Annotated in this window: 18 protein-coding genes, 1 pseudogene and 1 riboswitch; of the genes and pseudogenes, 11 read left to right on the top strand and 8 right to left on the bottom strand. The window is 73.5% G+C overall.

The window, feature by feature from the left end; all coding sequences use genetic code 11:
• Window positions 1-96: 96 nt before the first annotated feature.
• From AMIR_RS15465 to AMIR_RS15455, 3 genes are all read right to left on the bottom strand, one after another.
• Entirely contained in the window at window positions 97-1296 is a 1200-nt protein-coding gene (locus tag AMIR_RS15465; RefSeq protein ID WP_015801897.1) for an MFS transporter, read from the bottom strand.
• Window positions 1297-1434: 138 nt separating this feature from the next.
• Window positions 1435-2298, bottom strand: coding sequence for a helix-turn-helix transcriptional regulator (locus AMIR_RS15460; protein ID WP_015801896.1), 864 nt, complete (start codon window positions 2296-2298; stop codon window positions 1435-1437).
• A 65-nt stretch (window positions 2299-2363) separates the two neighbouring features.
• Window positions 2364-3266, bottom strand: a complete 903-nt coding sequence (locus tag AMIR_RS15455) for a DMT family transporter (protein WP_245554617.1) — start codon at window positions 3264-3266, stop codon at window positions 2364-2366.
• Window positions 3267-3337: 71 nt separating this feature from the next.
• On the opposite strand from AMIR_RS15455, the gene AMIR_RS15450 reads away from it, so the two are divergent.
• Window positions 3338-4189 carry a LysR family transcriptional regulator gene (locus AMIR_RS15450; protein WP_015801894.1) on the top strand — a complete coding sequence of 284 codons (852 nt, stop codon included), beginning with the start codon at window positions 3338-3340 and terminating at the stop codon, window positions 4187-4189.
• Between the two features lie 94 nt (window positions 4190-4283).
• On the opposite strand, the gene AMIR_RS15445 is transcribed toward AMIR_RS15450, so the two are convergent.
• Together AMIR_RS15445 and AMIR_RS15440 are read right to left on the bottom strand one after the other, a co-directional pair.
• Window positions 4284-5864 carry a methyl-accepting chemotaxis protein gene (locus tag AMIR_RS15445; RefSeq protein ID WP_015801893.1) on the bottom strand — a complete coding sequence of 527 codons (1581 nt, stop codon included), beginning with the start codon at window positions 5862-5864 and terminating at the stop codon, window positions 4284-4286.
• Window positions 5865-5972: 108 nt separating this feature from the next.
• Window positions 5973-6515 (bottom strand): MarR family winged helix-turn-helix transcriptional regulator, encoded by a 543-nt coding sequence (locus AMIR_RS15440; RefSeq protein WP_015801892.1) that lies wholly within the window; start codon window positions 6513-6515, stop codon window positions 5973-5975.
• A 110-nt stretch (window positions 6516-6625) separates the two neighbouring features.
• On the opposite strand from AMIR_RS15440, the gene AMIR_RS15435 reads away from it, so the two are divergent.
• The 6 genes and pseudogenes from AMIR_RS15435 (at window position 6626) to AMIR_RS15405 (ending at window position 11971) form a co-directional block, all read left to right on the top strand.
• Window positions 6626-7048, top strand: a complete 423-nt coding sequence (locus AMIR_RS15435; protein ID WP_015801891.1) for a Rid family hydrolase — start codon at window positions 6626-6628, stop codon at window positions 7046-7048.
• A gap of 158 nt (window positions 7049-7206) precedes the next feature.
• Window positions 7207-8035: pseudogene (locus AMIR_RS37135) on the top strand (IS5 family transposase).
• A gap of 964 nt (window positions 8036-8999) precedes the next feature.
• Complete coding sequence (locus tag AMIR_RS15420; protein WP_015801889.1) at window positions 9000-9653, top strand: YbaB/EbfC family nucleoid-associated protein; 654 nt, start codon at window positions 9000-9002, stop codon at window positions 9651-9653.
• 37 nt (window positions 9654-9690) lie between these two features.
• Entirely contained in the window at window positions 9691-10026 is a 336-nt protein-coding gene (locus AMIR_RS15415; protein ID WP_015801888.1) for an ESX-1 secretion-associated protein, read from the top strand.
• A complete protein-coding gene (locus tag AMIR_RS15410; RefSeq protein WP_015801887.1) occupies window positions 10026-11156 on the top strand; it encodes a hypothetical protein in 1131 nt (376 codons plus the stop codon). The genes AMIR_RS15415 and AMIR_RS15410 overlap by 1 nt, the downstream gene beginning before the upstream one ends.
• Complete coding sequence (locus AMIR_RS15405; RefSeq protein ID WP_015801886.1) at window positions 11156-11971, top strand: hypothetical protein; 816 nt, start codon at window positions 11156-11158, stop codon at window positions 11969-11971. Before AMIR_RS15410 ends, AMIR_RS15405 begins: the two co-directional genes overlap by 1 nt.
• A gap of 61 nt (window positions 11972-12032) precedes the next feature.
• Here the strand turns inward: AMIR_RS15405 and AMIR_RS15400 are convergent, their stop codons facing one another.
• The 3 genes from AMIR_RS15400 to metE all read right to left on the bottom strand — a co-directional run bounded on the left by AMIR_RS15400 (window position 12033) and on the right by metE (window position 17246).
• Window positions 12033-13325, bottom strand: a complete 1293-nt coding sequence (locus tag AMIR_RS15400; RefSeq protein ID WP_222840731.1) for a serine hydrolase domain-containing protein — start codon at window positions 13323-13325, stop codon at window positions 12033-12035.
• Window positions 13326-13491: 166 nt separating this feature from the next.
• Window positions 13492-14556, bottom strand: a complete 1065-nt coding sequence (locus AMIR_RS15395) for a methyltransferase (protein ID WP_015801884.1) — start codon at window positions 14554-14556, stop codon at window positions 13492-13494.
• 455 nt (window positions 14557-15011) lie between these two features.
• On the bottom strand, window positions 15012-17246 hold the full coding sequence (gene metE, locus AMIR_RS15390; RefSeq protein WP_015801883.1) for a 5-methyltetrahydropteroyltriglutamate--homocysteine S-methyltransferase: 2235 nt from the start codon (window positions 17244-17246) through the stop codon (window positions 15012-15014).
• Between the two features lie 131 nt (window positions 17247-17377).
• A riboswitch (cobalamin riboswitch) is annotated at window positions 17378-17592 on the bottom strand.
• 206 nt (window positions 17593-17798) lie between these two features.
• Here metE and AMIR_RS15385 point away from each other — a divergent pair.
• The 4 genes from AMIR_RS15385 (at window position 17799) to AMIR_RS15370 (ending at window position 22535) form a co-directional block, all read left to right on the top strand.
• Window positions 17799-19364: an aldehyde dehydrogenase family protein gene (locus AMIR_RS15385; RefSeq protein WP_015801882.1), complete on the top strand. Its 1566-nt coding sequence runs from the start codon at window positions 17799-17801 to the stop codon at window positions 19362-19364.
• A complete protein-coding gene (locus tag AMIR_RS15380) occupies window positions 19361-20659 on the top strand; it encodes an aminotransferase class III-fold pyridoxal phosphate-dependent enzyme (protein ID WP_015801881.1) in 1299 nt (432 codons plus the stop codon). The genes AMIR_RS15385 and AMIR_RS15380 overlap by 4 nt, the downstream gene beginning before the upstream one ends.
• Window positions 20656-21969 carry an aminotransferase family protein gene (locus AMIR_RS15375; RefSeq protein ID WP_015801880.1) on the top strand — a complete coding sequence of 438 codons (1314 nt, stop codon included), beginning with the start codon at window positions 20656-20658 and terminating at the stop codon, window positions 21967-21969. The genes AMIR_RS15380 and AMIR_RS15375 overlap by 4 nt, the downstream gene beginning before the upstream one ends.
• 236 nt (window positions 21970-22205) lie before the next feature.
• A complete protein-coding gene (locus AMIR_RS15370; RefSeq protein WP_015801879.1) occupies window positions 22206-22535 on the top strand; it encodes a DMT family transporter in 330 nt (109 codons plus the stop codon).
• The last annotated feature ends 66 nt before the right edge of the window (window positions 22536-22601 follow it).

The raw sequence follows: 22601 nt of genomic DNA, 5'->3' as shown, positions 1-22601 counted from the left end.
CGTTCGTGCTGCGCCACTTCCCGATCCCCGGCCACGGTCGACGCGGAACTCGGGAAATGCCCCCCGCGAGTCCACAAAGGACTCCCAGGGACCCGCTCACCCCGCGTGGGCCACCTCCGCGAGCCGCCCGCGCGAGAACCCCCAGACCACGCCGCCGACACCGGCGAGCACCAGCGCGGCCCTCACGACCGCGGTCCAGCCGCCCGCCGTCCACAGTGGACCCGCCAGCGCCGAACCCGCCGCGCCACCGAGGAAGTTGCACACCACGAAGGCCGTGTTGAGCCTGCTGCGCGCGGTCCCCGACAGGGCGAACAGCCGGGTCTGGCCGAGCACCAGGTTCGCCTGCGCGGCCACGTCCAGCACGACGACCACGACCACCAGCGCGACGATCGACTCGCGCGCGAGCCACGCGCCGACCAGCGACAGCGCCAGCAGCGCGAGCGCCGCCCCCGTCGCGGGGACCGACCAGCCCCGGTCGTGCAGCGCGCCCGCCCGCCGGGCCGCGACGGCGCCTGCCAGGCCCGCGAGCCCCAGCAGCCCGATCCCACCCGCGGAGTAGCCGAACGGCGGGGCGGTCAGCAGGTAGGTCAGCGCGGTCCAGAACAGCGAGAACACCGCGAAACCGGCCGCGCAGACCAGCAGCGTCGGCAGCGCGGCCCGGTGCCGGACGACCGTGCCGAACACCGAGGCGAGCAGGCGCGGGTAGGGCACGGGCTCGCGCGGCTCCAGGGGCGGGATGGCCGCGCGGAGCACGGCGGCGAGCACCAGGGTGACGGCGGCGGCCAGCACGTAGATCGCCTGCCAGCCCAGCAGGTCCGCGACCAGGCCGCTGATCGCGCGGGAGAGCAGGATGCCGATCAGCGCGCCCGACGCGACCGCGCCGACCACCCGACCCCGCCGCCAGGGCTCGGCCAGCTCACCGGCCAGCGGGGTCAGCAGCTGCGCGCCGACGGTGGTCAGGCCGACCCCGCCGAGCGCGACGAGCAGCGCCGCGAACGTCGGGGCCAGCGCGGCGCCCAGCAGCGCGGCGGCGGAGAGCACCAGCACGAGCGGGACGAGCTTGCGGCGGTCGAGCACGTCGCCGAGCGGCACGACGAGGAAGATCCCGAGCGCGTAGCCGACCTGGGTGACGGTCACCAGGACTGCGGCGCTCGACGGTGGGACGCGCAGCGCGGCGGCGATGACCTCGATGAGGGGTTGGGCCCAGTAGAGGTTGCCGACGGCCATGCCCGCCGCGGTGGCGAACAGCAGGGTGCGGGCCGGGGTCATCCGGCGGTCGGGTGCGGTGGTCTTCAACGCTGGTGTCCTCGGGTGGGGCGAGCCGACCTGCGCGGTCGGGCCCCGTGGAACCGGGGCGGGTCCCAGCCAACGGCAGCCGGGCGCGCGGCGGGAGTCCACGTCGTGAGGGGTGACGCCAGTGACCCCTTCGCGGGCTCAGCCGTCGGCGGGCTGAGGGGTCGTGGTGGCCGCCCAGGTGGCGAGCAGCTTCAGCCCGTCCTCCGCCGCGCTCGCGGGCGGCGCGCTGTAGACGACCACGCCCAGCCCGTCCCCGGCCGACAGGTCCAGGGTCTCGTGGTCCAGCTCCAGCTCCCCCACCACCGGGTGCCGGAAGCGCTTCACGCCCCGGTTGTGCACGTGCACCACCTGCGAGCCCCACATCACCCGGAAGGCGTCGCTGCGCGTGGACAGCTCGCCGATCAGGTTCGACAGCTCCCGGTCGTGCGGGTTCTTGCCCGCCGCGACCCGCAGCACCCCGACCGCCTCCCGGCTCACGCGCTCCCAGTCCAGGTAGAACGTCCGCGCGGCCGGGCTCAGGAACGCGAACCGGGCGGTGTTCGCGCCGCACGACGGGTCCTCGTGCATCGGCGAGAACAGCGCCCGCCCCAGCGCGTTCGCCGCCAGCACGTCCAGTCGGGCGTTCTTGACGAACGCGGGCAGCCCCGGCATCCCGTCGATGATCCGCAGCACCCCCGGCCGCACCACGCCCTTGCCCGCGCGCGCCCGCTGACGCGGCTGGGGCCCGGCGGCGCGGGCGAGGTCGTGCAGGTGCATCCGCTCGGTGTCGTCCAGGCGCAGCGCCAGGCAGAGGGCGTCGAGCACGGCGTCGGAGACGCCCTTGAGGTTGCCGCGCTCCAGCCGCGTGTAGTACTCCACGCTCACCCCGGCGAGCATCGCCACCTCACCCCGCCGCAGGCCGGGCACCCTCCGCCGCCCGTGCACCGGCAACCCGGTGTCCTCGGGGCTGATCCGGGCGCGGCGGGAGCGGAGGAACGCGCTGACCTCGTCCCTGTTGTCCATGGCGCCAGCGTAGGCAGCCGCAGACCGCCGGGGAGCCACTGCCACTACCCCCCGGCGGGAGGCCCCTACCTCGCCACCCCGGCGTCCACCTCCGACCGCGCCCGCACCGGCCTGCGGCTGAGCAGGATCCCGCCGATCACCACCGCGCCGCCCGCGACCGTGTTCCACCCCACCGGCTCCGCCAGCAGCAGCGCCCCCAGCGCCGTCGACCACAGCGGCGTCACGTACGTGACCGTCGACGCCACCGTCGGACCGGCCTCGCGGATCAGGTCGAAGTTGAGCACGTACGCGTACCCCGTGCCCACCGCGCCCAGCACCACCAGCGCCAGCACCGCGGTCGCGCCCGGCCACACGAGCGAGTCGGACAGCAGCGGCGCGGCCACCAGGAGCTGGAGCGTCGCGCAGGTGATCTGCGCCGCCGACAGCGCGCTCGCCCGGTGCGGCCCGCCGGTCAGGAACCGCCGGGTGTACGCGAACCCCGCGCCGTAGCAGGACGTCGCGGCCACGCAGGCCAGCCCGCCGACCAGCACGTCCCCCTCCAGCCCCCGCCACGCGCCCAGCAGCACCAGCACGCCCGCGAACCCCAGCAGCAGCCCCGCCAGCCTGGTCCACGTCACCCGCTCCCCCGGCGCCACCAGCAGCGCGAACGCCAGCGTCGCCAGCGGCGTGGTGGCGTTCAGCGCCCCGGCCAGCACCGAGTCCACCTTGGACTCGCCGAACGCCACCAGGGTGAACGGCACCGCGTTGAGCAGCACCGCGACCACGGCCGCGTGCCCCCACGTGCGCGCGTCGCGCGGGATCTCGGCGCGCTGCGCCAGGCAGATCAGCCACAGCGCCAGCGCCCCGAACAGGCAGCGCAGCAGCGCCACCTGCACCGGCGGCACGCCCGCGTCCACCGCGAGCTTGATCAACGCGAAGCTGCTGCCCCAGATCGCGGACAGCAGCACGAACTTCCCGGTGGTCCCCACGCCGACGAGCATCACCCCGTGCCCCATCATGAGTCCAACAAGTGCCCGCCCGTCACCCATGAGAGGCGCTCATGGCCCTGAACTTCGCCCAGCTGCGCGCGTTCCTCGCCGTGGTCGACGAGGGCGGCTTCGGCGCCGCCGCCGACGCGCTCGGCCTGACCCAGTCGGCCGTCTCGCACGCGGTCGCCGCGCTGGAGCGCACGCTCGGCCGCGCGGTGCTGTCCCGGCGCGGGCGCGCCGCGCCCACCGCGTTCGGCGCGGAGCTGCTCGCGCACGCCCGCAGCGCGGTCGCGGCGGCCACCGCGATCACCGACCTGGCCGAGCGCGACCGGGGCGGACCGCGCGGCACGGTCCGCATCGCCGCGCCGCCGACGGTGTGCCAGGGGCTGCTGCCCGAGCTGCTGGACCGGTGGCGCGCGGAGTTCCCCGGCGTGCAGGCGCGGGTGTTCGAGGGCGACGACGACGAGATCGACGAGTGGCTCGTGGACGGCACGGTCGACGTCGCGGTCCGGGTCGACCCGCCGCCGGGCGCGGGCGTGCTGCTGCGCGAGGACGCCTTCCACGCGCTGCTGCCCGCCGACCACCCCCTGGCCGGGCAGCCCGAGGTGGGCGTGGGCGAGCTGGCCGACGACCCGTTCCTGCTCTCGCGCGGCTGCTGCGAGCACCGGGTGCGACAGGCCCACTCCGGTCACCCGTTCGCGCCCCGGCACCGGGTCAGGGAGCTGGGCACGCTGCTGGCGATGGTCCGCTCCGGCATGGGCGTCTCGCTCGTGCCCGGCCTGGTCGGCGCGATGCTGCCGCCGGGTCTGGTGGTGGTGCCGCTGCGCGAGCCGGTGACCCGCAGGCTCGTGCTGTCCGGTCCCGCCGACCGCGACTGGCACCCGGCGGTGACCGCGCTGGTGGACTCGGTCCGCGACGGCTGAACCCGGCCGCGCGAGGACGCGGCCGGGTTCATGTGGGGGCGGCCCGCCCCGCGCCGGGTCACGACGCGGGACGGGGCCGAATCCGCGGGGTCCCTCAGTAGCGGAAGGAGTCGATCAGCTCGCGCAGCCGGGTGGACAACCCGGCCAGGTCACCGGCGGTCTGCTCGGCGGACTGGGCGGCCCGCTTGGTGTCGGCCGTGACGCCGACGACCTCGGCCAGCTGCCCGCTGATGCGCGTGGTGCCGCCCGCGGCGCGGTTCAGGTCCGCGGTCATGGACTGCGTGGTCGCGCTCTGCTCCTCCACCGCCGAGGCGATGGTGTTCTGGTAGTCGTTGATCTTCTCGATGACCGCGCCGATGCCCGAGATGGCCTCGACGGCGGCGCGCGTGTCGTGCTGGATGACCTCGGTGCGGCGGCCGATCTCCTCGGTGGCCTTCGCGGTCTCCTGCGCCAGGTCCTTGACCTCGCCCGCGACCACCGCGAAGCCCTTGCCGGACTCACCGGCGCGGGCCGCCTCGATGGTGGCGTTCAGGGCCAGCAGGTTGGTCTGCTCGGCGATCGCGGTGATCGCCGAGACCACGTTGCTGATCTCCACCGACGAGGAGTCGAGCTTGGCCATGAGCTGGCGGGCCTCGGCGGCGGACTGCACGGCGTTCGCGGCGACCTGGGCGGCCTCGGCGGCGCTCATGGAGATCTCGCGGATCGCCGCGCCCATCTCCTCGGCGCCACCCGCCACGGCCTGCACGCCGTCGCTGACCTCGCCCGCGGCGGAGTCGATCTGGCCGACCCGGTCGGAGGCGCGGTCGACGCCGCCCGCCAGGTCGCGGCTGGTGCCCTGCAGCGCGGTGGAGCGCTCGGACAGCTCGCGGCTCGCGGCGGCGAGGGTCTGCACGGTGCCGCGCATCTTGGTGACGGCGGTGTGCACCGAGCGGGACATCTCGCCGATCTCGTTGGAGCTGGTGTCGGCGACGCGCTCGCTCAGGTCGCCGTCGGCCAGCGCGGTCACGACGTCCTGCAGCTCGCGCAGGCGGTGGGCCTGGACGCGGGACACGGCCAGCGCGAACCCGGCGGCCACCAGGACGCCCGCGATCAGCACGAGGACGATCGCCAGGCGCGCGCCGGCGGCGGCGTCCTGGGCGGCGGAGGCGGCGGAGGTGGCGTGCTCCTGGGTGAGGGTGATGACCTTGTCGAGGTTCTCCAGCGCCTTGGACAGGGCCGGGTTCAGCGTGCTGCTGCGGAACGCCTCCCACTCGGCGACCTTGCCGTCGTTCTTCAGCGCGGAGGACTGCTTGCGCAGCTCCATGTAGTTCGCCCAGTCGGTCGCGAAGGTCGCCATGGCGGCGCGCTCGGCGTCGGTGACCGGCATGGCCGAGTACTCGCCCAGGCGGGTGGTGACCGCCTCGTAGTTCGTGGACGACTCGGCGCCGTAGGCCTTGGCCTTCTCGGCGTCGGAGGCGGTGAGGTTGGACAGCGACGCCCAGCGGCCGTGCCAGATGAGCTGCTGCATGTCCTTGACGGCGGAGAGCGGCAGCAGCGCCTCCTGGTGGATCGCCTCCGCCTTCGTCGCGGTGTTGGACGTCTCCACGATCCCCACCGCGCCGATGGCGACGGCCACCCCCAGCGCCACTCCCGCCGAGGCCAGCAGGCCTCCCCTGATGCTCAGCGAACGCAACACCGGCTCCTCCTGTACCCGCTTATGACCTGTGCCACCGAGCTTCGGCACGGCGGGGGGCGGGCTGAGGGGTTTTCCCCGGAGATCCGGGTCGAGCGGGGTTCGCGGCGCTCAGGCCAGGTCGACCGGGCGGGCGCGGAGCTTGGCGGCGATCTCGGCGAGGGCGCGCTGCTCGTCGGCGGTGAGCGGGTCGAGCACGAGCTCGCGGACCGCGCGCAGGTGCGTGGGAGCGGCGGCCTGGACCACGGCGAACCCGGCGTCGGTGAGGGCGGCGAGGGTGTAGCGGCCGTCCGCCGGGTCGGGCGAGCGCTCGACCCAGCCGCGCTGCTCGAAGCGCTTGACGACGTTGGACAGGCGGGACAGGGAGCCGTTGGCGAGGTAGGCCAGCTCGCTCATCCGGAGGCGGCGGTCGGGGGCCTCGGAGATGTGGCTGAGGGCGAGGTACTCGAACAGGGTCAGCCCGGCCTCCTGCTGGAGCGGGGACTCCAGCCTGCCGGGGAGCAGGAGGACGAGGGAGACGAGGGCGGTCCAGGCCTCCTTCTCACCCGTGTCGAGCCAGCGGGGCTCCCAGACGACTTTCCCGTCGTCGTACCCGTTCGAGTCTTTGGGTCCCTGAGCTGCGGTTTCCCCGCTCTCCGAAGTCTCACCCGCCATGCCGGGAACTCTACCGACCCCGGATGACTTCACACGTGAAGCGAAACGGTGGTAGTGTGACTTCAAGCGTGAACTCACCTTGTGGCTTTGACCCGAACAGGAGCTTTCCCATGAGCGCGACCTTCAGCGTGACCCCCGGTTACGGCGACCGGCAGCTCACGACCATGCGCTACAGCCAGGCGGTGCGCGTGGGCGACCGCGTCGAGACGTCAGGACAGGGCGGCTGGGACGACGACTGGGACTTCCCGGAGTCCCTGGAGGCCGAGATCGTCCAGGCGTTCGACAACCTGGAGCGCACCCTGGCCACGGCGGGCGCGACGTGGGCGGACGTGATCGCGGTGGACTCGTACCACGTGCCGGAGCCGGAGGCGGGCGACTTCCTCGGCGAGACCCACAACAGAACGATGGTCGCCCAGTTCCGCGCCCGCCTGGGCGACCGCGCCCCGATCTGGACGTCCCTGGGCGTGGCGGCGCTGGGCGCACCGGGGATGCGCGTGGAGATCCGGGCGACGGCGGTGGTGCAGGGGGCTTGAGGACGCGCACAGATCCCGGAGCCTGGGCGGCGCGCTGCCGAGGCGGCCGGTGAGCCCTGACCATGCGCTGCCTGAACGCCAGGGGCGGGGTTGCACCGGGGGCGGGTTGCCCAGGGCGTGTCTTCAAATGATCGTCGCTGGTGGATCATGGTGTTGTGATGCGTCGCCATGAACTGTCGGACGCCGAGTGGGAGTTCGTCCGGCCTCTGCTGCCCAAGTCGTTGCGGGGACGCAGGCGGCTGGACGACCGCAGGGTCCTGAACGGGATCGTGTGGAAGTTCCGGACCGGGACGGCGTGGCGGGACGTGCCCGAGCGCTATGGTCCGTGGGCGACGCTGCACACCCGTTTGCGCAGGTGGGCGGCGGACGGCACGTTCGAGCGGATGCTGCGGGCCGCCCAGGCGCAAGCGGACGCGGCGGGCGAGGTCGACTGGCTGGTGTCCATAGACTCCACCGTCGTCCGGGCCCACCAGCACGCGGCCGGGGCACGAGAAGGGGGCTCCGCGACCCGGCCCTCGGCCGGTCCAGAGGCGGTCTGACCAGCAAGATCCATCTGGCGTGCGATGGCCGGGCCGGCCGCTGGGGTTCGTTGTCACAGGCGGCGACATCAACGACCGCACCCGGTTCACCACCGTCATGGAGGCGATCCGGGTGCCGCGGACCGGCCTGGGGTGGCCCAGGGGCCGGCCCGATCGCGTCCTGGGCGACAAGGGCCACAGCTCGAAGGCGATCCGCGCCCGGCTTCGCCGCCGAGGCATCGCCCACACGATTCCCGAGCGGGCCGACCAGGTCCGCAACCGGGCCCGGCGGGGCAGCCGCGGAGGCCGCCCGCCGGGCTTCGACCGCGAGATCTACAAACATCGCGACGTGGTGGAACGCTGCTTCAACCACCTCAAGCAGTGGCGCGGCATCGCCACCCGCTACGACAAGACCGCCGAGTCCTACAGAGCAGCCGTCACCCTCGCGTCACTCCTGATGTGGGCGTGACATTTGACGACAGAATCTAGGGGCGTGTTGTCCAGGGGGCGGCTTGCGCCGGGGACGGGCCAGGCACAGCAGCATTCCCGGTTACCTGCTCTCGCAGCGATGACCAGCCACTCACCGCCAAGGGGCAGCCATTCCCCCGCGACGGCCCGTCCGCCCCCGGTGGGGCGCCCCAGCAGTCCGGTGCGGTCGGCCACCACCTGGTGAAGTCGACCGCCGTCCAGCGGGCCAGCCACACACCGGTGGGCCGACCACCACGCAGCGAGGTGATCTCAGCGATGTGTCCGGCGGGTGTTCCAGTGGTATTCGCAGTGGGTGCAGGCCGGTACGACGGCGACGATCCCTGGTGAGTGCGCGAGGCTGGCGGCGGTGTGGCGCAGGGCTTTCCAGCGCCCGACCAGCAGCGCGGAACTTCGTCGTGCAGGAACCCGTCACGGCCAACGAGCCCACGCGGTTCCAGTGCGGCGCGCCGCCCCTGGACTGACAGGTCCTCGCACGCCTGTGGCAGGAGCAGGCGCTTGGCCCGCTGCAGACCGGCGACACCACCAAGCTCAACGGCTCCCTGGCGTCGGCACCGCTGGTCGTGAAGCGCTCGGGCGAGGGCGAGCGCGCTGGAGATCCTGCGCTTCTTCGCGCGCGTGGGGAGACGCGTGGGCGAAGAGCCCAGGTCCGGCCGGAACGGCGGTGGCGACGGGGGCGGGTTCCGGCGAGGGTTCGTGGTGAAGTCGCGGCCGGAGCGCTGGAGGGGACACCGCGAAGACCGGGCGCGGGTGGAGCGCGTCACCCGTCGGGTCGTCAGCCGAGCGTCGATTCCGGGTGTCGATGCCGAGGGACCATCCACGTTCCGAGGGGATTTCGTCTCTTTTCACCCGTTCGGGCCTGCGACCGCCCCTTCACTTGCCACCATGTTCCCCGCCCGCAGATGCTCCGTGCGGCGTCGAGTCAGGAAGATTCGGGAGGTCTTGCCGTGTCGGCCGAGTTCAACCAGCTCGTAGCCCAGTTCGAGCAGTTCCAGGCGAAGCTGCACCGGGTGGACCAGCAGTTCGCCGACCTCGGGCAGATGCAACGCGAGCTGACCGAGCTGGAGGTCGTGGCGACCTCCGCGGACCGCGAGGTGACCGTCGTCGCGGGCCCCTCCGGGACGATCAAGGACATCCGGCTCACCGACCAGGCGATGCACCGCCCGCCCCAGGCGCTGGCCACCGCGCTGATGGCGACCCTGCGTCAGGCCGTCGCCGAGTCCGCGCGTCGCCAGGCGGGCATCGTGGAGAACGCGCTCGGCGACGAGATGGGTCTGACCGAGCAGGTGCTGGAGACGCAGGCCCAGCTGTTCGGCGTCACGCCGCAGGAGCTGCGTGCCATGACCGAGCAGGCGCCGGGACAGCCGCCCGCCGCGCCGCCACCCGCGCCGCCTGCGGCGGGTCCGGGTCCGCAGACGCCATTGGCGCCGCCCGCCCGGCCGACCCCGCCCCGCAGGCCCGCGCCCGCCGAGGAGGCGGACGATTTCTCGCAGCGGGGCTTCCTGCGCGACGACGACCAGCAACCGCGACGTCCCCAGGCCGATCCGGGGCAGAAGCGTGACGACCGGTTCCTGAACCTCTACGACGACGAGGGCCGATGAGGGTGCGCGAGCGCGATGGCGGTTGGAGGAGTGCGCGGTGAGCGGTGGTTTCGACGTCAGCCCGCAGGAGTTGCGGACGTTCGCGGGCAAGCTCGACGTCCACCGCAGCACCGCCGAGGAGATCGCGGGCCTAGTGACCGAGGCGGACGTGCCGGAGCGGTCGTGGGGTGTGGTCGGTCTGGTCGTCAAGAGCGAGTGCACGCGGATGCTGGGCGACCTGAACGAGCTGTTCACCGCCCTGCAGGAGGGCCTGCGGTCGGGTTCGGAGAAGTTCACCGGCGCGGCGCAGGACTACACCGACCAGGAGGAAGCGGTCAAGGAGCTGCTCAGCGGCCTGCAGGTCCGGCTGGACGAGCGGCAAGGGGGTCGGTGATGACCGAGGCGAAGAGCACGGCCGGTGGCGTCGAGATCACCGTCGGCGAGAAGGACACCGGGCAGAAGGTCGCGGAAGCCGTTCCCTTCTACGGCAACTACCTCAAGACCAAGGACGCGCTGGGCAAGGCGACGGAGAAGGGCGGGGCCGAGGTCACCGGGCTGGCGTCCGAGGGCACCGCCCTGATCGGCGCGCTGGGCACATCGGCCTACGGCATCGCGCTCGACCCGATCGGCTGGCTGGTCGGGCAGGGGCTGAACTTCCTGATCAGCGTCGTGCAGCCGCTGGAGGACGCGATCCACTTCGTCAGCGGCGACGGCCCCGCGCTGGCCCAGGCCGCCGAGAACTTCGACGCGATCGCCAAGGGCGTGGCTGCGCTGCGCCAGAAGTTCGACGAGGACCTGCGGAGCTCGGTGACCGCCTGGGGCGGGCCAGCGTCGGAGGCGGCGGGCACGAAGCTGGGCGAGTTCGCCTCGGGCATCGACGGCGTCGCGGCCCAGGCCGGTGAGCTGGCGCAGGTGCTCCAGATCTCCAGCATGATCATGACGATCGTTGAGGACTTCATCAAGGCGGTCCTCACCGAGTTGACCACCTGGCTGGTGATGATCTGGATACCCGCGCTGGCCGCCGCCGTGCCCAGCTTCGGCGCGTCGACCGCCGCGGCGGGCGCGGCGACCGGGGTGCGCGTCGCGACCACCGGCAGCCGGGTGGCCAGGATCGTGGCGAAGCTCAAGCAGTTCCTGACGAGAATCCTCGCCTTCCTGCGGAACCTGGCGCAGCGGGCGGGCAACGTGAAGACCGCGTTCCAACGCTCGATGGCCACCAAGCAGATCAGCCACGCCGTCGCCGTCGAGATGCGGAAGGCAGGGCTGCCGGGGAGCAACTCGCCGATGACGAAGCTCTGGGGCGAGAACGGGATGCTCGGCGAGCGGGTGCGGGACGGGTTCGGCAAGTCGGTGGTGGGCTCGGCCACCGACGCGGCGGCCTCGCAGCTGGGGATCGGCAAGGGCGTCAACGCCGGTGTGGACAAGCCGCTACGGAACTACGGCGCGGGCCAGAAGGCCGCCGCCTACGATGACACGGGCACTGACCAGTCCAAGCAGCGCATCGAGGGGTACCTGGACATCTGATGGACCTGCTCCGTGTCTTCGCGCCGATCGTCGTGCCCCTGCTGGCCCTGGTCGCCCTCCTGTTCTGGTGGAAGTGGCGCGGTGAGCGGAAGGACGAGCGGGCGCACGCAGACGCGCTGGCTGCGCTGGCGGACGCGCTGGGCGGGCAGGTGGTCGGCGCCGCCGGGGCCCGCGCCTGGACGACCGACCTCCTGACGCCGCTGCGGAACCAGGCGGAGGGCGTCGTCAACCGGGTGGGCACGGTGCGCCGCGCCCGCTTCGAGACCGCGCTGGACTTCCAGCGCGGCGGCTGGTCGGTGCGCGTGAGCGAGTCGTCGATCGTGAAGCACGGGGTCACCACGACCTCCAGCACGATCCACGAGCACCGGATCGAGGTGGCGACCTCGCCGCTGCCCGCGACCAAACTGTGCAGGCGGGTGCGCTCGGGTTTCCAGGGCAGGCCGCTGACCCCCGCCCAGGCCGGGGACGTCGGCCCCGCCGGGGAACCGCCCATCACGGCGGTGCGCGAGCAGCGGGACTGGCTGCCGGTGCGGCTGCCGGAACCGGCGAGCCACGAGTTCACCGCCTTTTCCACCGACCCGGTGGCGGTGTCCCGAGCCTTCACGCCGCAGCTCGCGCGGTGGCTGGTCGACGAGGCCGGGCTGAGCCCGTTCCAGGGGCCCATGCCCGTCCTGCTCACCATCGAGGGCGGGTACGCCTACGCCACAGCGGCCGAGCGGATCGCCCCGGAGCGGCTCCTCACCAGGGTGGACCTGATCCTGAGCCTGCTCAACCGGATCGGCGCGACCCCGGCGCACCCGCCCGCGACGGTGTGACCTCTCCGGGGGGAGGGGCGAGGGCGGGCAGGCGCGAGGGGCGACAGGGCGCACGCCGCGATCAGCCACCACCCGGAGGGGTGCCGTCCTGCCCGGTGATGACCTGCTCCTGGAGCTGGAGGATCTCCAGCATCGGGAAGTCGTCGTAGTTGCTGAGCAGGACGCCGGTCCAGCCGGTGTCCGGGTAGACCGTCCAGTCGGCCCCGCACCCCGCGTTGCCGCCACCACGACCGAACGTCCACTGATCACCGTTGAGGAGGTGGAGCGGGCCGGTGTAGCCCGTGAACGACCTGGGGCCGTGGCTGGGCAGCTTGGCGCCGGTCAGCAGCTCGGCGTAGGGCCGGGACAGGAGCGTGCCGTCGCGGAGCGCGTGCGCGAAGCGGATCAGGTCGGGCGCGGTGGCGAAGGCGTCGCCGGAGGAGTGGCCGATGAACGCGCGTGCCGGGTTCCGGCCTTCGATGGGGCCGGCGGTGCTGCCCCGGTCGAGGTGGCGCACGACGTCCACCCGGCTTCCGTCGGTCTGCCTCGCGTACGGGTGCGCGATGCGGGGGTCGGAGAGCCACTGCGTCCGGGTGTAGAACCCCGAACCGGTCATGCCCGCGCGCGTGAAGACGTGCTCGTGCGCGTAGTCCCAGAACGTCGTCCCGGCAACGGCCTCCACGATCCGCGCGGCGATGGCCAACCCGACCCCGCCGCCGGGCGTGTGCCCCTGGCCGGCTGAACCGGGGGCGGCCACCAGTCGGGCCTGGTGCGTCCACAGCCGGTGCTGCTCGCGCACCTCGTCACGGCTGTGGAAGACCCGCTGCCAGTCCGGCATCGGGGCGTCCAGGCCGCCGGTGCCGGTGAGGAGGTGGTGCACGGTCACCCGCTCGGCGATGTCGGTGGGGAACCCGGTCAGGTGGGCGCCCACCGGATCGGCCAACCCGACCGCGCCCGCCTGCACGAGCTGCATGACGGCCACGGCCAGGAACGGCTGACTGGCCGAGCTGAGGTTGAACGCGGTGCCCGGATGATTGCCGACCCCGAGTTCCTTGTCCGCCATGCCGTAGGCGCGGGACAGCACGGTCCGGCCTCGGCACGAGAGCAGCAGCACCCCGGAGAACTCGTCCTCGGCGGCGAGCCCGGCCACGTACCGGTCGAGCGCGCCACCGGGCAGGGCGTCCGGAGGCACCCGCTCCCCCGACCCGCTCCCGACATCGGTGGCTCCCGCGCCCCTGCGCGGGTCCCCGAGCGCGTCAGCGGGCGACGCGCTCGCCGCGACCATCCCGGCCGCCGCCAAGCCACCCCACCCGAACACCTTCCGCCGACCGATCCCGCCCGCGTTCCCCTCGGAGGCCCCTTCGACATTCCCCACGTCCACGACCTGTCCCTTCCCGGCCCGCACGCGGGAGCGCGTTGCGGTTGCCGGTCAGTGAAGAGGTCGGCGGGTTGCGAGCGCGTATCCGTTTTTCGATACGCCCGTGAAACACCGCCCGCGCACGCAGAGCCCGCCCGTGGGGAGCCTGCCCACCCGTGAACCCTCACCTCCAGGGGGAGGCGTCGACGACTTCCATGATCGTTGCTGGTTCCCACTCGTGGGTGGTGCCGGGGGTGGGGCGGTCGAGGACGGCCAGTTCCAGGCCCGCCGCTTCGAACAGGCCGCGGAAGTGGCCGAACGTGCGGATCTCGCCGCCGTTCAGGGCCAGGCGCTGCAACGAGATCATGTCGTGGACCGGGGAGTCGCCGTCGCCGCGCACCCAGTCCACGACCACGATCGGCACGCCCGGTCCGGCCGCCTCGCGGCAGCGGGAGAGCAGCCGGACGCAGCTGGCGTCGTCCCAGTCGCACAGCACGCTCTTGAGCAGGTACAGGTCCCCGCCCTGCGGGATGGCCTCGAAGAAGTCGCCGCCGACCAGCTCGACGCGGTCGGCCAGTCCGAGGCGCTTGAACACCGCGCCCGCCCTGGACACCACCTCGGGGCGGTCGAACAGCACGCCGGTGGCGTCGGGGTGGGCGGCGAGGACCCGGCGAAGCAGGGTGCCATTGCCGCCACCGATGTCCACGACGCGGCGGTGTCCGGTGAACGCGTAGCGGTCCAGCACCGAGTCCACGACCGGTTCGGTGAACTCCTGCATCCAGTCCGAGAACCAGGCCGCCTCGTGCGGGGTCCGGCGGTAGTAGGTCCACAGGTCGTCGCCGTCGAACACCAGATCCGCCCGTGACCTGCCGTGGCGGACCACCTGGTCGAGCACCTCCATCGGGCGACAAGCCCCCGGTGCGGTGAGCGTGAGGGCGAGCGTGGCGTGACTGCCGTTGCGGCACAGCGCGGCGGTGACGGCGTTGGCCGAGTACCACCCGTCACCGCTCCGGTCGAGCAGCCCCTCGGCGGAGGCGCAGCGCAGGAAGGTGTCGACGACGTCGGGCCGGACCGCCCCGAGCATGTCGGACACCTCGGCAGCCGTGGTGGGCCCCTCGGCGAGCAGGTCGGGCACGCGCAGGCGCACAAACGCCCCGAGCACGTGGAACCTCCAGTACCCGCCCAGGAGCGCGTCGACGGCATCCCCCGCCTCGGCCTCCTCGTGCTGCTCGTGCGCCGCGAGCCCCATGCCACCGCCCCTCCGCCAGCAGAGCCGAACACCACCAGAACCGAACACCGCGCCGAACACCGCGCCGAAAGACCTGCCACTGCGGGGGAATCGTGTGGGGCGGACGCCGCGCCTGCAACGCGGGGCACCGGGTTCATCCCTCGGACGAGTGATTGCCCCTGATGACCAGCGGACGAGCGGCGGACACGGCGGCAGGCAGACAGGCAGGAGTGGCGGGTGGTGGGTGACGAGGGGCGGGCTGCGCCGTCCGGGGGACATGTGGATCGGGCAGGTTCAGGGTGTGGGGGCTGGGGTACTCAGCGTTCAGCAGGGTTCTGGCGAAGGTGCGGAAGTACTACCGGGTTCCGTCGCTGCAACGGACTCCGGGGTGGAGGCGGCCCCCGCGCTCCCGATCGGGAGCGCGGGGGCCATTACCTTGTCCGGGTGTCAGCCCGGCGGGAACACCTCGGCGGGCGTCAGTTCGTCGTCGTCTCCCGGACGCGCTTCGCCGCCGCGACCAAGGCCCGCAGTGCGGGTTCCACCTCCGCGTAGGCCCTCGTCTTCAGGCCGCAGTCCGGGTTCACCCACAGCCGGTCGCCGGGGACCGCGCGGGACGCCTCCGCGATCAGCGCCACCAGCTCCTCCTCCCCCGGCACCCGAGGCGAGTGGATGTCGTACACGCCCGGTCCGACTCCGCGTGCGAAACCGGCCGCGCTCAGGTCTGCCAGCACCTCCATCTTCGAGCGGGCCGCCTCGATCGTGGTCACGTCCGCGTCCAGGGCGTCGATCGCCTCGATGACCTCGCCGAACTCCGAGTAGCACAGGTGGGTGTGCACCTGCGTGCCCGCCGCCGCGCCGCCCGTCGCGAGGCGGAACGCGGACACGGACCAGTCGAGGTAGTCCTCCCGGTCCGCCTCGCGGAGCGGGAGGAGTTCGCGGAGCGCGGGCTCGTCCACCTGGATCACGCGCGTGCCCGCAGCCTCCAGGTCGGCGATCTCGTCGCGCAGCGCCAGGGCGACCTGGTCCGCGGTGGCGCGGAGCGGCTGGTCGTCGCGGACGAAGGACCAGGCCAGGATGGTCACCGGGCCGGTCAGCATCCCCTTCACCTGGCGCGTGGTCAGGGAACGGGCGTGGGTGGTCCACGGGACGGTGATCGGCTCGGGCCTGGTGACGTCGCCGTGCAGGATCGGCGGGCGCACGCAGCGGGAGCCGTAGGACTGGACCCAGCCCAGCTCGGTGCCCGCGACACCGTCCAGGTGCTCGGCGAAGTACTGCACCATGTCGTTGCGCTCCGGCTCGCCGTGCACCAGCACGTCCAGGCCGATGTCCTCCTGCAGCGCGATCACCCGGCCGATCTCGGTCCGCATCCGCTCCGCGTACCCGTCGAGGTCCAGCTCACCGGAGCGCAGGGCGGCGCGCGCGGTGCGGATCTCGGTGGTCTGCGGGAACGAGCCGATCGTCGTGGTCGCCAGCCTCGGCAGCCCCAGGTCGGACTGGGCGGCCACCCGGTCGGCGTAGGGGGCGCGGGTGCGGGCGTCGGGCTGCAAGCCGGTCAGGCGGGAGCGGACGGCCCCGTCGTGGCGGGGTGCGGGGCGGGGGCGGTCGGCCTCGGCCTCCCACTCCTCGGTCGGGCCCTCGGCGAGCGCGCGGCCCAGGAGGACGACCTCGTGGACCTTCTGGCGCGCGAACGCCAGGCGGTCGCGCACCTCCTCCCCCAGCCCCTGCTCCTGGTCCAGGTCGTAGGGCACGTGCAGCAGCGTCGACGACGTCGACACCACCACCTCCCGCGCCAGCGGGCGCAGCGCCTCGGCCCGCGCCAGGGCGGCGCGCAGGTCGGTGCGCCACACGTTGCGGCCGTCGACCAGGCCGGCCACGAGGATCTTGCCGCGCAGCGCGGTCACCTCGGCCAGGCCCTCCTCGCTCCCGGCGACGAGGTCGACGGCCAGCGCGTCCACCGCCGTGCCCGCCAGCACGCCCAGCGCCCGGCCGAGGTCGCCGTAGTAGCCGGTCACCAGCAGCTGCGGCCTCGCCGACTGGGCGGCCAGGCGGGTGTAGGCGCGCTCCAGCGCCACCAGCTCGCGCTCGCTGCGGTCGGCCGCGAACGCGGGCTCGTCCAGCTGCACCCACTCGACGCCCTCGTCGGCGAGCCCGCGCAGCAGGTCCGCGTACACCTCGACCAGCTCGTCCAGCCGGGACAGCGGGTCGACGCCCTTGGCCAGCAGCAGGAACGTCACGGGCCCCAGCACGACCGGCCTGGTGGGCACGCCCTGCGCCCGCGCCTCCCGGTGCTCCGCCAGCGGCTTGTCACCCGTGAGGGCGAACGTGGTGGTCTCGTCGATCTCGGGGACGAGGTAGTGGTAGTTGGTGTCGAACCACTTGGTCAGCTCCAGCGGGGCCAGCGACCCGGTGCCGCGCGCGGCGGCGAACAGGGTGTCGACCTCGTGGTCCTGCCGGTAGCGGGCCGGGATGGCGCCGACCAGGGCGGCGGTGTCGAGGACCTGGTCGTAGAACGAGAACGTGTTGGACGGGACCGAGTCCAGGCCCGCCTCGCGCAGGTCGCGCCAGGTGTCCGCGCGCAGCCGGGCGGCGGTGGCGAGCAGGGCGTCCCGGTCGGTGCGCCCGGCCCAGTAGGACTCGACGGCGCGCTTGAGCTCCCGGCGCGGGCCGATCCTGGGGTAGCCGAGCACGGTCGAGCCGATACCGCTGGTCACAGGCTCTCTCCTCGTGAGCGTGCGTGGACCCGCGGGTCAGCACGGGCGCGCCGCGAGGAGGGCCGGACCCGGTGGGGACGGCCGCGTCCGCGCGAGCCCTCCCGAGAGGCCCACGGGCGCCGCGCGTCCGGTGGGCGCGCGGGTCGGCGGCAGGTCTTCGGACTCACGGGCGTCGTGCGCGCTCCTACCGGCCGTCGCTTCCCACGCCCGACGCGGGCGCAGTGCTTGATGACGGCTTTCGTTCCCGTTCACCGCTGCGGGGCAGTCCCGGACTCGCACCGGGTTCCCTCTTGCCTCGCCCTTCCGGGGTCAACCGGTCGGGCGAACCGCCAACACGTCCGACCCTAGCGCAGGGTGGAACGTCCTCCCGGCTGGTGGGATTGGTCCATTCCCGCGATGGAGCGCAAGAGCTTCGGCCAGACAGAACAAAACCCGGAAGAACTGCGGCGCACGCGCCTGTGCACGAAAGAGCTTCGGGGCAAGCGTCGACACGGCCACGGAATCCGTCCTAGGGTTGCCCAGCCGCGCAGTCCACGAGGATGGAGCGACACGATGGCCGACGCCGAACGCCCGCGGGTCACCTACGCCACCCTGACCGCCGACAACGAGGCCCTGCACACCCACTACGAGCGCGGCGCGGACACCGCCCGGTCGTGGTTGGGCCGGGTGATACCCGTCGACGTGGGCGGCGAGTCCAGGAGCACCGGCGAGCTGTTCACCGTCACCAGCCCGGCCGACACCTCCCTCGTGCTGTGCCAGGGCCACACCGCGACCGCGCGGGACGTGGACGACGCCGTGCGCGCCGCCGCGACCGCCGTGTCCTGGGCCCCGCGGGCCGAGCGGCTGCGGGTGCTGCGCGCGGCGGCCGACCTGATCAGCGAGCGCTCCGGCGAGCTGGCCGCCCTGATGACCATGGAGGTCGGCAAGAACCGCCTCGAGGCGCTCGGCGACGTCGAGGAGTCCGCCGACCTGATCCGCTACTACTGCGACCGGTTCGAGGAGCACGACGGGTTCACCGCCGACATGGCGCGCCTGTCCGAGCGCGAGCACACCCGCAGCGTGCTGCGCCCGCACGGCGTGTGGGGCGTGATCAGCCCGTTCAACTTCCCCTCCGCGCTGGCGGCCGGACCGCTGGGCGCCGCGCTGGTCGCGGGCAACTCGACCGTGCTCAAGCCCAGCACGCAGGGCACGTTCAGCGCCGCGAAGCTGGTGGAGTGCCTGCGCGAGGCCGGGGTGCCCGCGAACGCGCTGCACCTGCTGCCCGGCGGCGACGACACCGGCAAGGCCCTGGTCGCGCACCCCGGCGTGGACGGGCTGACGTTCACCGGCTCGCACGCGGCGGGCATGGAGGTGTACCGCTCGTTCGCGGGCGCCTACCCGAAGCCGGTGGTGTGCGAGATGGGCGGCAAGAACCCCGCCATCGTCACCGCCGACGCCGACCTCGACGTCGCGGCGACGGGCATCGCGCGCTCCGCGTTCGGGTTCTCCGGGCAGAAGTGCTCGGCCTGCTCGCGGGTCTACGTGCACCGCGACGTGCACGACGAGCTGGTGGCCAAGCTGGTCGCGAAGACCGCCGAGCTGGTCGTGGGCGACCCGCTGGAGCGCCCGGTGTTCGTCGGGCCGGTGGTGGACGCCGACGCGGTCGCCCGGTTCTCCGACGCCGTCGCGCACGCCCGCGAGGTCGGGCAGGTCGTGGCGGGCGGCGAGGTGCTGGGCGCGGGCGACGGCCGCGCCGACGGGCACTACGTCGCGCCGACCATCGTCACGGGCGTCCCGGTGGACGACCGGCTGTTCCGCGACGAGCTGTTCGTGCCGCTGATGGCCATCGCGCCCGTCGACTCGCTCGACGAGGCGCTGGCGCTGGCCAACGACACCGACTTCGGGCTCACCGCCGGGCTGTTCTCCGGCGACGACGCCGACGTCGAGCGGTTCCTGGACGAGATCGAGGCGGGGGTGGTGTACGTGAACCGGGCGGCTGGCGCGACGACGGGTGCGTGGCCGGGGGTGCAGCCCTTCGGCGGCTGGAAGGGGTCCGGCAGCACCGGCAAGGCCGGGGGCGGACCGCACTACGTGCAGCTCTACCTGCGCGAGCAGTCCCGAACGGTGGTGGCCCGATGAGCACGACGAACACCGTGGGCACCACCACGACCGCGCCGCTGCTGCGCACCGAGCTTCCCGGACCTCGGGCCCGCGAGGTGCTGGCCCGCGACGAGGCCGTCACCAGCCGCTCCCTGCCCAGGGCCTACCCGCTGGTGCCCCGGCGCGGCCGGGGCTGCGTCATCGAGGACGTCGACGGCAACCTGTTCCTGGACTTCAACGCGGGCATCGCGGTCAACTCCACCGGGCACGCGCACCCGCGCGTGGTGGAGGCGGTGCGGCGGCAGAGCGAGGAGCTGCTGCACTACTCGGCCAGCGACTTCTACCTGCCGATCTACTCGGAGATGTGCAAGGCGCTGGCGGACACCGCGCCGATCGACGGCCCCGCGCGGGTGTTCCTGACCAACTCCGGGACCGAGGCGGTGGAGGGCGCGCTCAAGCTCGCCAGGCACGCCACCGGCCGGCAGTACGCGATCAGCTTCTACGGCTCGTTCCACGGCCGCAGCTACGGCGCGGTGTCGCTGACCGCGTCGAAGTCCAAGTACCACAAGGGGTTCGGGCCGCTGCTGCCCGGCATCCTGCACGCCCCGTACGGCAGTGACGCCACGTTCGAGCACTTGGAGGACGTGCTGTTCCGGCACGTCGTCTCCCCCGACGAGGTCGCGGCGATCTTCGTGGAGCCGGTGCAGGGCGAGGGCGGGTACATCGTGCCGCCGGAGGGCTGGCTGGCGCGGCTGCGGGAGCTGTGCGACCGGCACGGCATCCTGCTGGTGGCCGACGAGGTCCAGTCCGGGGTCGGGCGCACCGGGAAGATGTGGGCGATCGAGCACACCGGGGTGCGGCCGGACGTGCTGCTCAGCGCCAAGGGGCTCGCGTCGGGCCTGCCCCTGGGCGCGTTCGTGGCGCGCGCGGACCTGATGGAGACCTGGCCCGCGGGCGCGCACGGGTCCACCTACGGCGGCAGCCCGGTGCCGTGCGCGGCGGGCCTGGCGACGCTGGAGGTCATCGGGTCCGAGGGGCTGCTGGCCAACGCGACCACCGTCGGCGAGCGGCTGACCGCCGGGCTGCGCGAGTTCCAGGCGCGCTGGCCGGAGGCGATCGTGGACGTGCGCGGCGTCGGGCTGATGCTCGGCGTCGAGCTGGCCACGGCGGAGCTGGCCGAGGCGGTGCAGCAGGCGGCGTTCGAGCGCGGGCTGCTGGTGCTGGAGTGCGGCGAGAGCAGCATCCGGGTGTCCCCGCCGCTGGTGATCACCGAGGCCGAGGCCGACACCGGGCTGCGCGTGCTCGGCGAGGCGCTGGCGGCGGTGGTGGGGTGAGCAGCGGGTCGACCGGTGGCGCGGGCGGGCACGTGTTCGCCCGCGCCACCGGCCTGCCCACCGCCTCGCACGCCGGCGGCGCGGTGGTCGTGGACACCGACGGCCGCGAGTACCTGGACGGGTCCGGCGGGGCCGTGGTGACCTCGATCGGGCACGGCGTCGGCGAGGTCGTGGACGCGATCGCGGCGCAGGCCAGGAAGGTCGCCTACGTGCACCCGACCGCGATGCGCAGCGCCGAGGTCGACGCGTACGCGGACGAGCTGGCGCCGCTGCTGCCGGTGGACGACCCGCGCGTGTACCCGGTGTCCGGGGGCAGCGAGGCGGTGGAGACGGCGCTGAAGATGGCGCGGGCCTTCCACCTCGCGCAGGGCCGGGAGCGGCACGTGGTGGTGGCGCGCGGCGGCGCGTACCACGGCAGCACGCGCGGGGCGCTGGACGTGTCGGGGCGGGACGGGCTGCGCGCGCCGTACCTGCCGTGGCTGGGCGCGACCCGGCGGGCGACCGCGCCCTACGAGTACCGCTGCCCGGCTCCGGAGCACCCGGTGGGCTGCGGGACGTGGCACGCGCGGCGGCTGGACGAGCTGCTGACCGACGACGTGGCGGCGTTCGTCGCGGAACCGGTGGCGGGCGCGGGGCTGGGCGCGTGCGTGCCGGACGAGGAGTACTGGCCTGCCGTGGCGCGGGTGTGCCGGGAGCGCGGGGTGCTGCTGGTCGCGGACGAGGTGATGACCGGGTTCGGGCGCACCGGGCGGTGGTTCGCGTGCGAGCACTGGGGGGTGCGGCCGGACCTGCTGGTGGCGGCGAAGGGCGCGTCGTCCGGGTACTGGCCGCTGGGGCTCGCGGTGTGCTCGGGGCGGGTGCGGGAGGCGATCGGGGCGTTCACGCACGGGTTCACCAACTCGCACCACGCGGTCGGCGCGGCGGCCGGGCGGGCGGTGCTGCGGGTGCTGTCCGAGCGGGGGCTCGTCGCGGCGTCCGAGCGGGTCGGGGCGGTGCTGGACGCGTGCCTGCGGGAGCGGCTGGGCGGGCACCACGCGGTCGGGGACGTGCGCGGGATCGGGTTGCTGCGCGGCGTGGAGCTGGTGGCGGACCTGGCGACCAGGGCGCCGTTCCCGCGCGCGGAGCGGGTGGCCGAGCGGGTGGTGGCGGCGGCTCGGGAGCGCGGGCTGCTGGTGTACCACTCGACCGGGTGCGCGGACGGGCGCGACGGGGACGTGCTGCTGCTCGGGCCGCCGCTGGTGATCACCGAGGAGCAGGTCGCGGTGGTCGCGGAGCGGTTGGCGCTGGCGGTGCGGGACGTGCTCGGGTGAGGCTGTTCGCCCGGCCCTCGGGTGAACCTCCTTGCGGCCCCGGCGGTCGCGGGTATCCTCACCTCAGGCCACCAAGGGCCACTTTCCTGGCGTAAGGGTGATGTTCCGTGTGTCGCGCGACGACACCTGACGGCCCCTCCAAATTCGTCCTGCGAGTCCACTTCCCCACCCGCGGCGGTTGACGCCCAGGCTGCTCACCCCAGCCCACGCCTCCCTCCGGACTCCGGGACAACTCCATGCTCAAGTGGTTCCTGCTCAGCCTCGCCGTGTGCAGCGAGGTCTTCGCCACGTTGTGCCTGAAAGCCTCGCACGGCTTCACGAAACCGCTGCCGGTCCTCGGACTGGTGGTCGGTTACGGCATCGCGTTCTACCTGGAGGCGCAGGTGATCCGGCTCGGGCTGCCGGTCGCGATCACCTACGCCATCTGGGCCGGTGGCGGCATCGCGCTGGTCGCGGTGGCGGGTCGGGTGCTGTTCGCCGACCCGATCGCGCCGGGCACCCTGGCCGGGATGGCGCTCATCGCGGCGGGGGTGGGGCTCGTGGCCACCACCACCGCCGTCGCCTGACCTGTTTTCCGAGGAGCGCTGACCGCGCGCGGTCAGCGCTCCTCGGCGTGCGCGCGGACCTCGCGG

This window comes from Actinosynnema mirum DSM 43827 (assembly GCF_000023245.1).
GTDB lineage: Bacteria > Actinomycetota > Actinomycetes > Mycobacteriales > Pseudonocardiaceae > Actinosynnema > Actinosynnema mirum.
The sequence above is the reverse complement of the archived record's forward strand: the minus strand, read 5'-3'. Positions and strand labels throughout refer to the sequence as shown.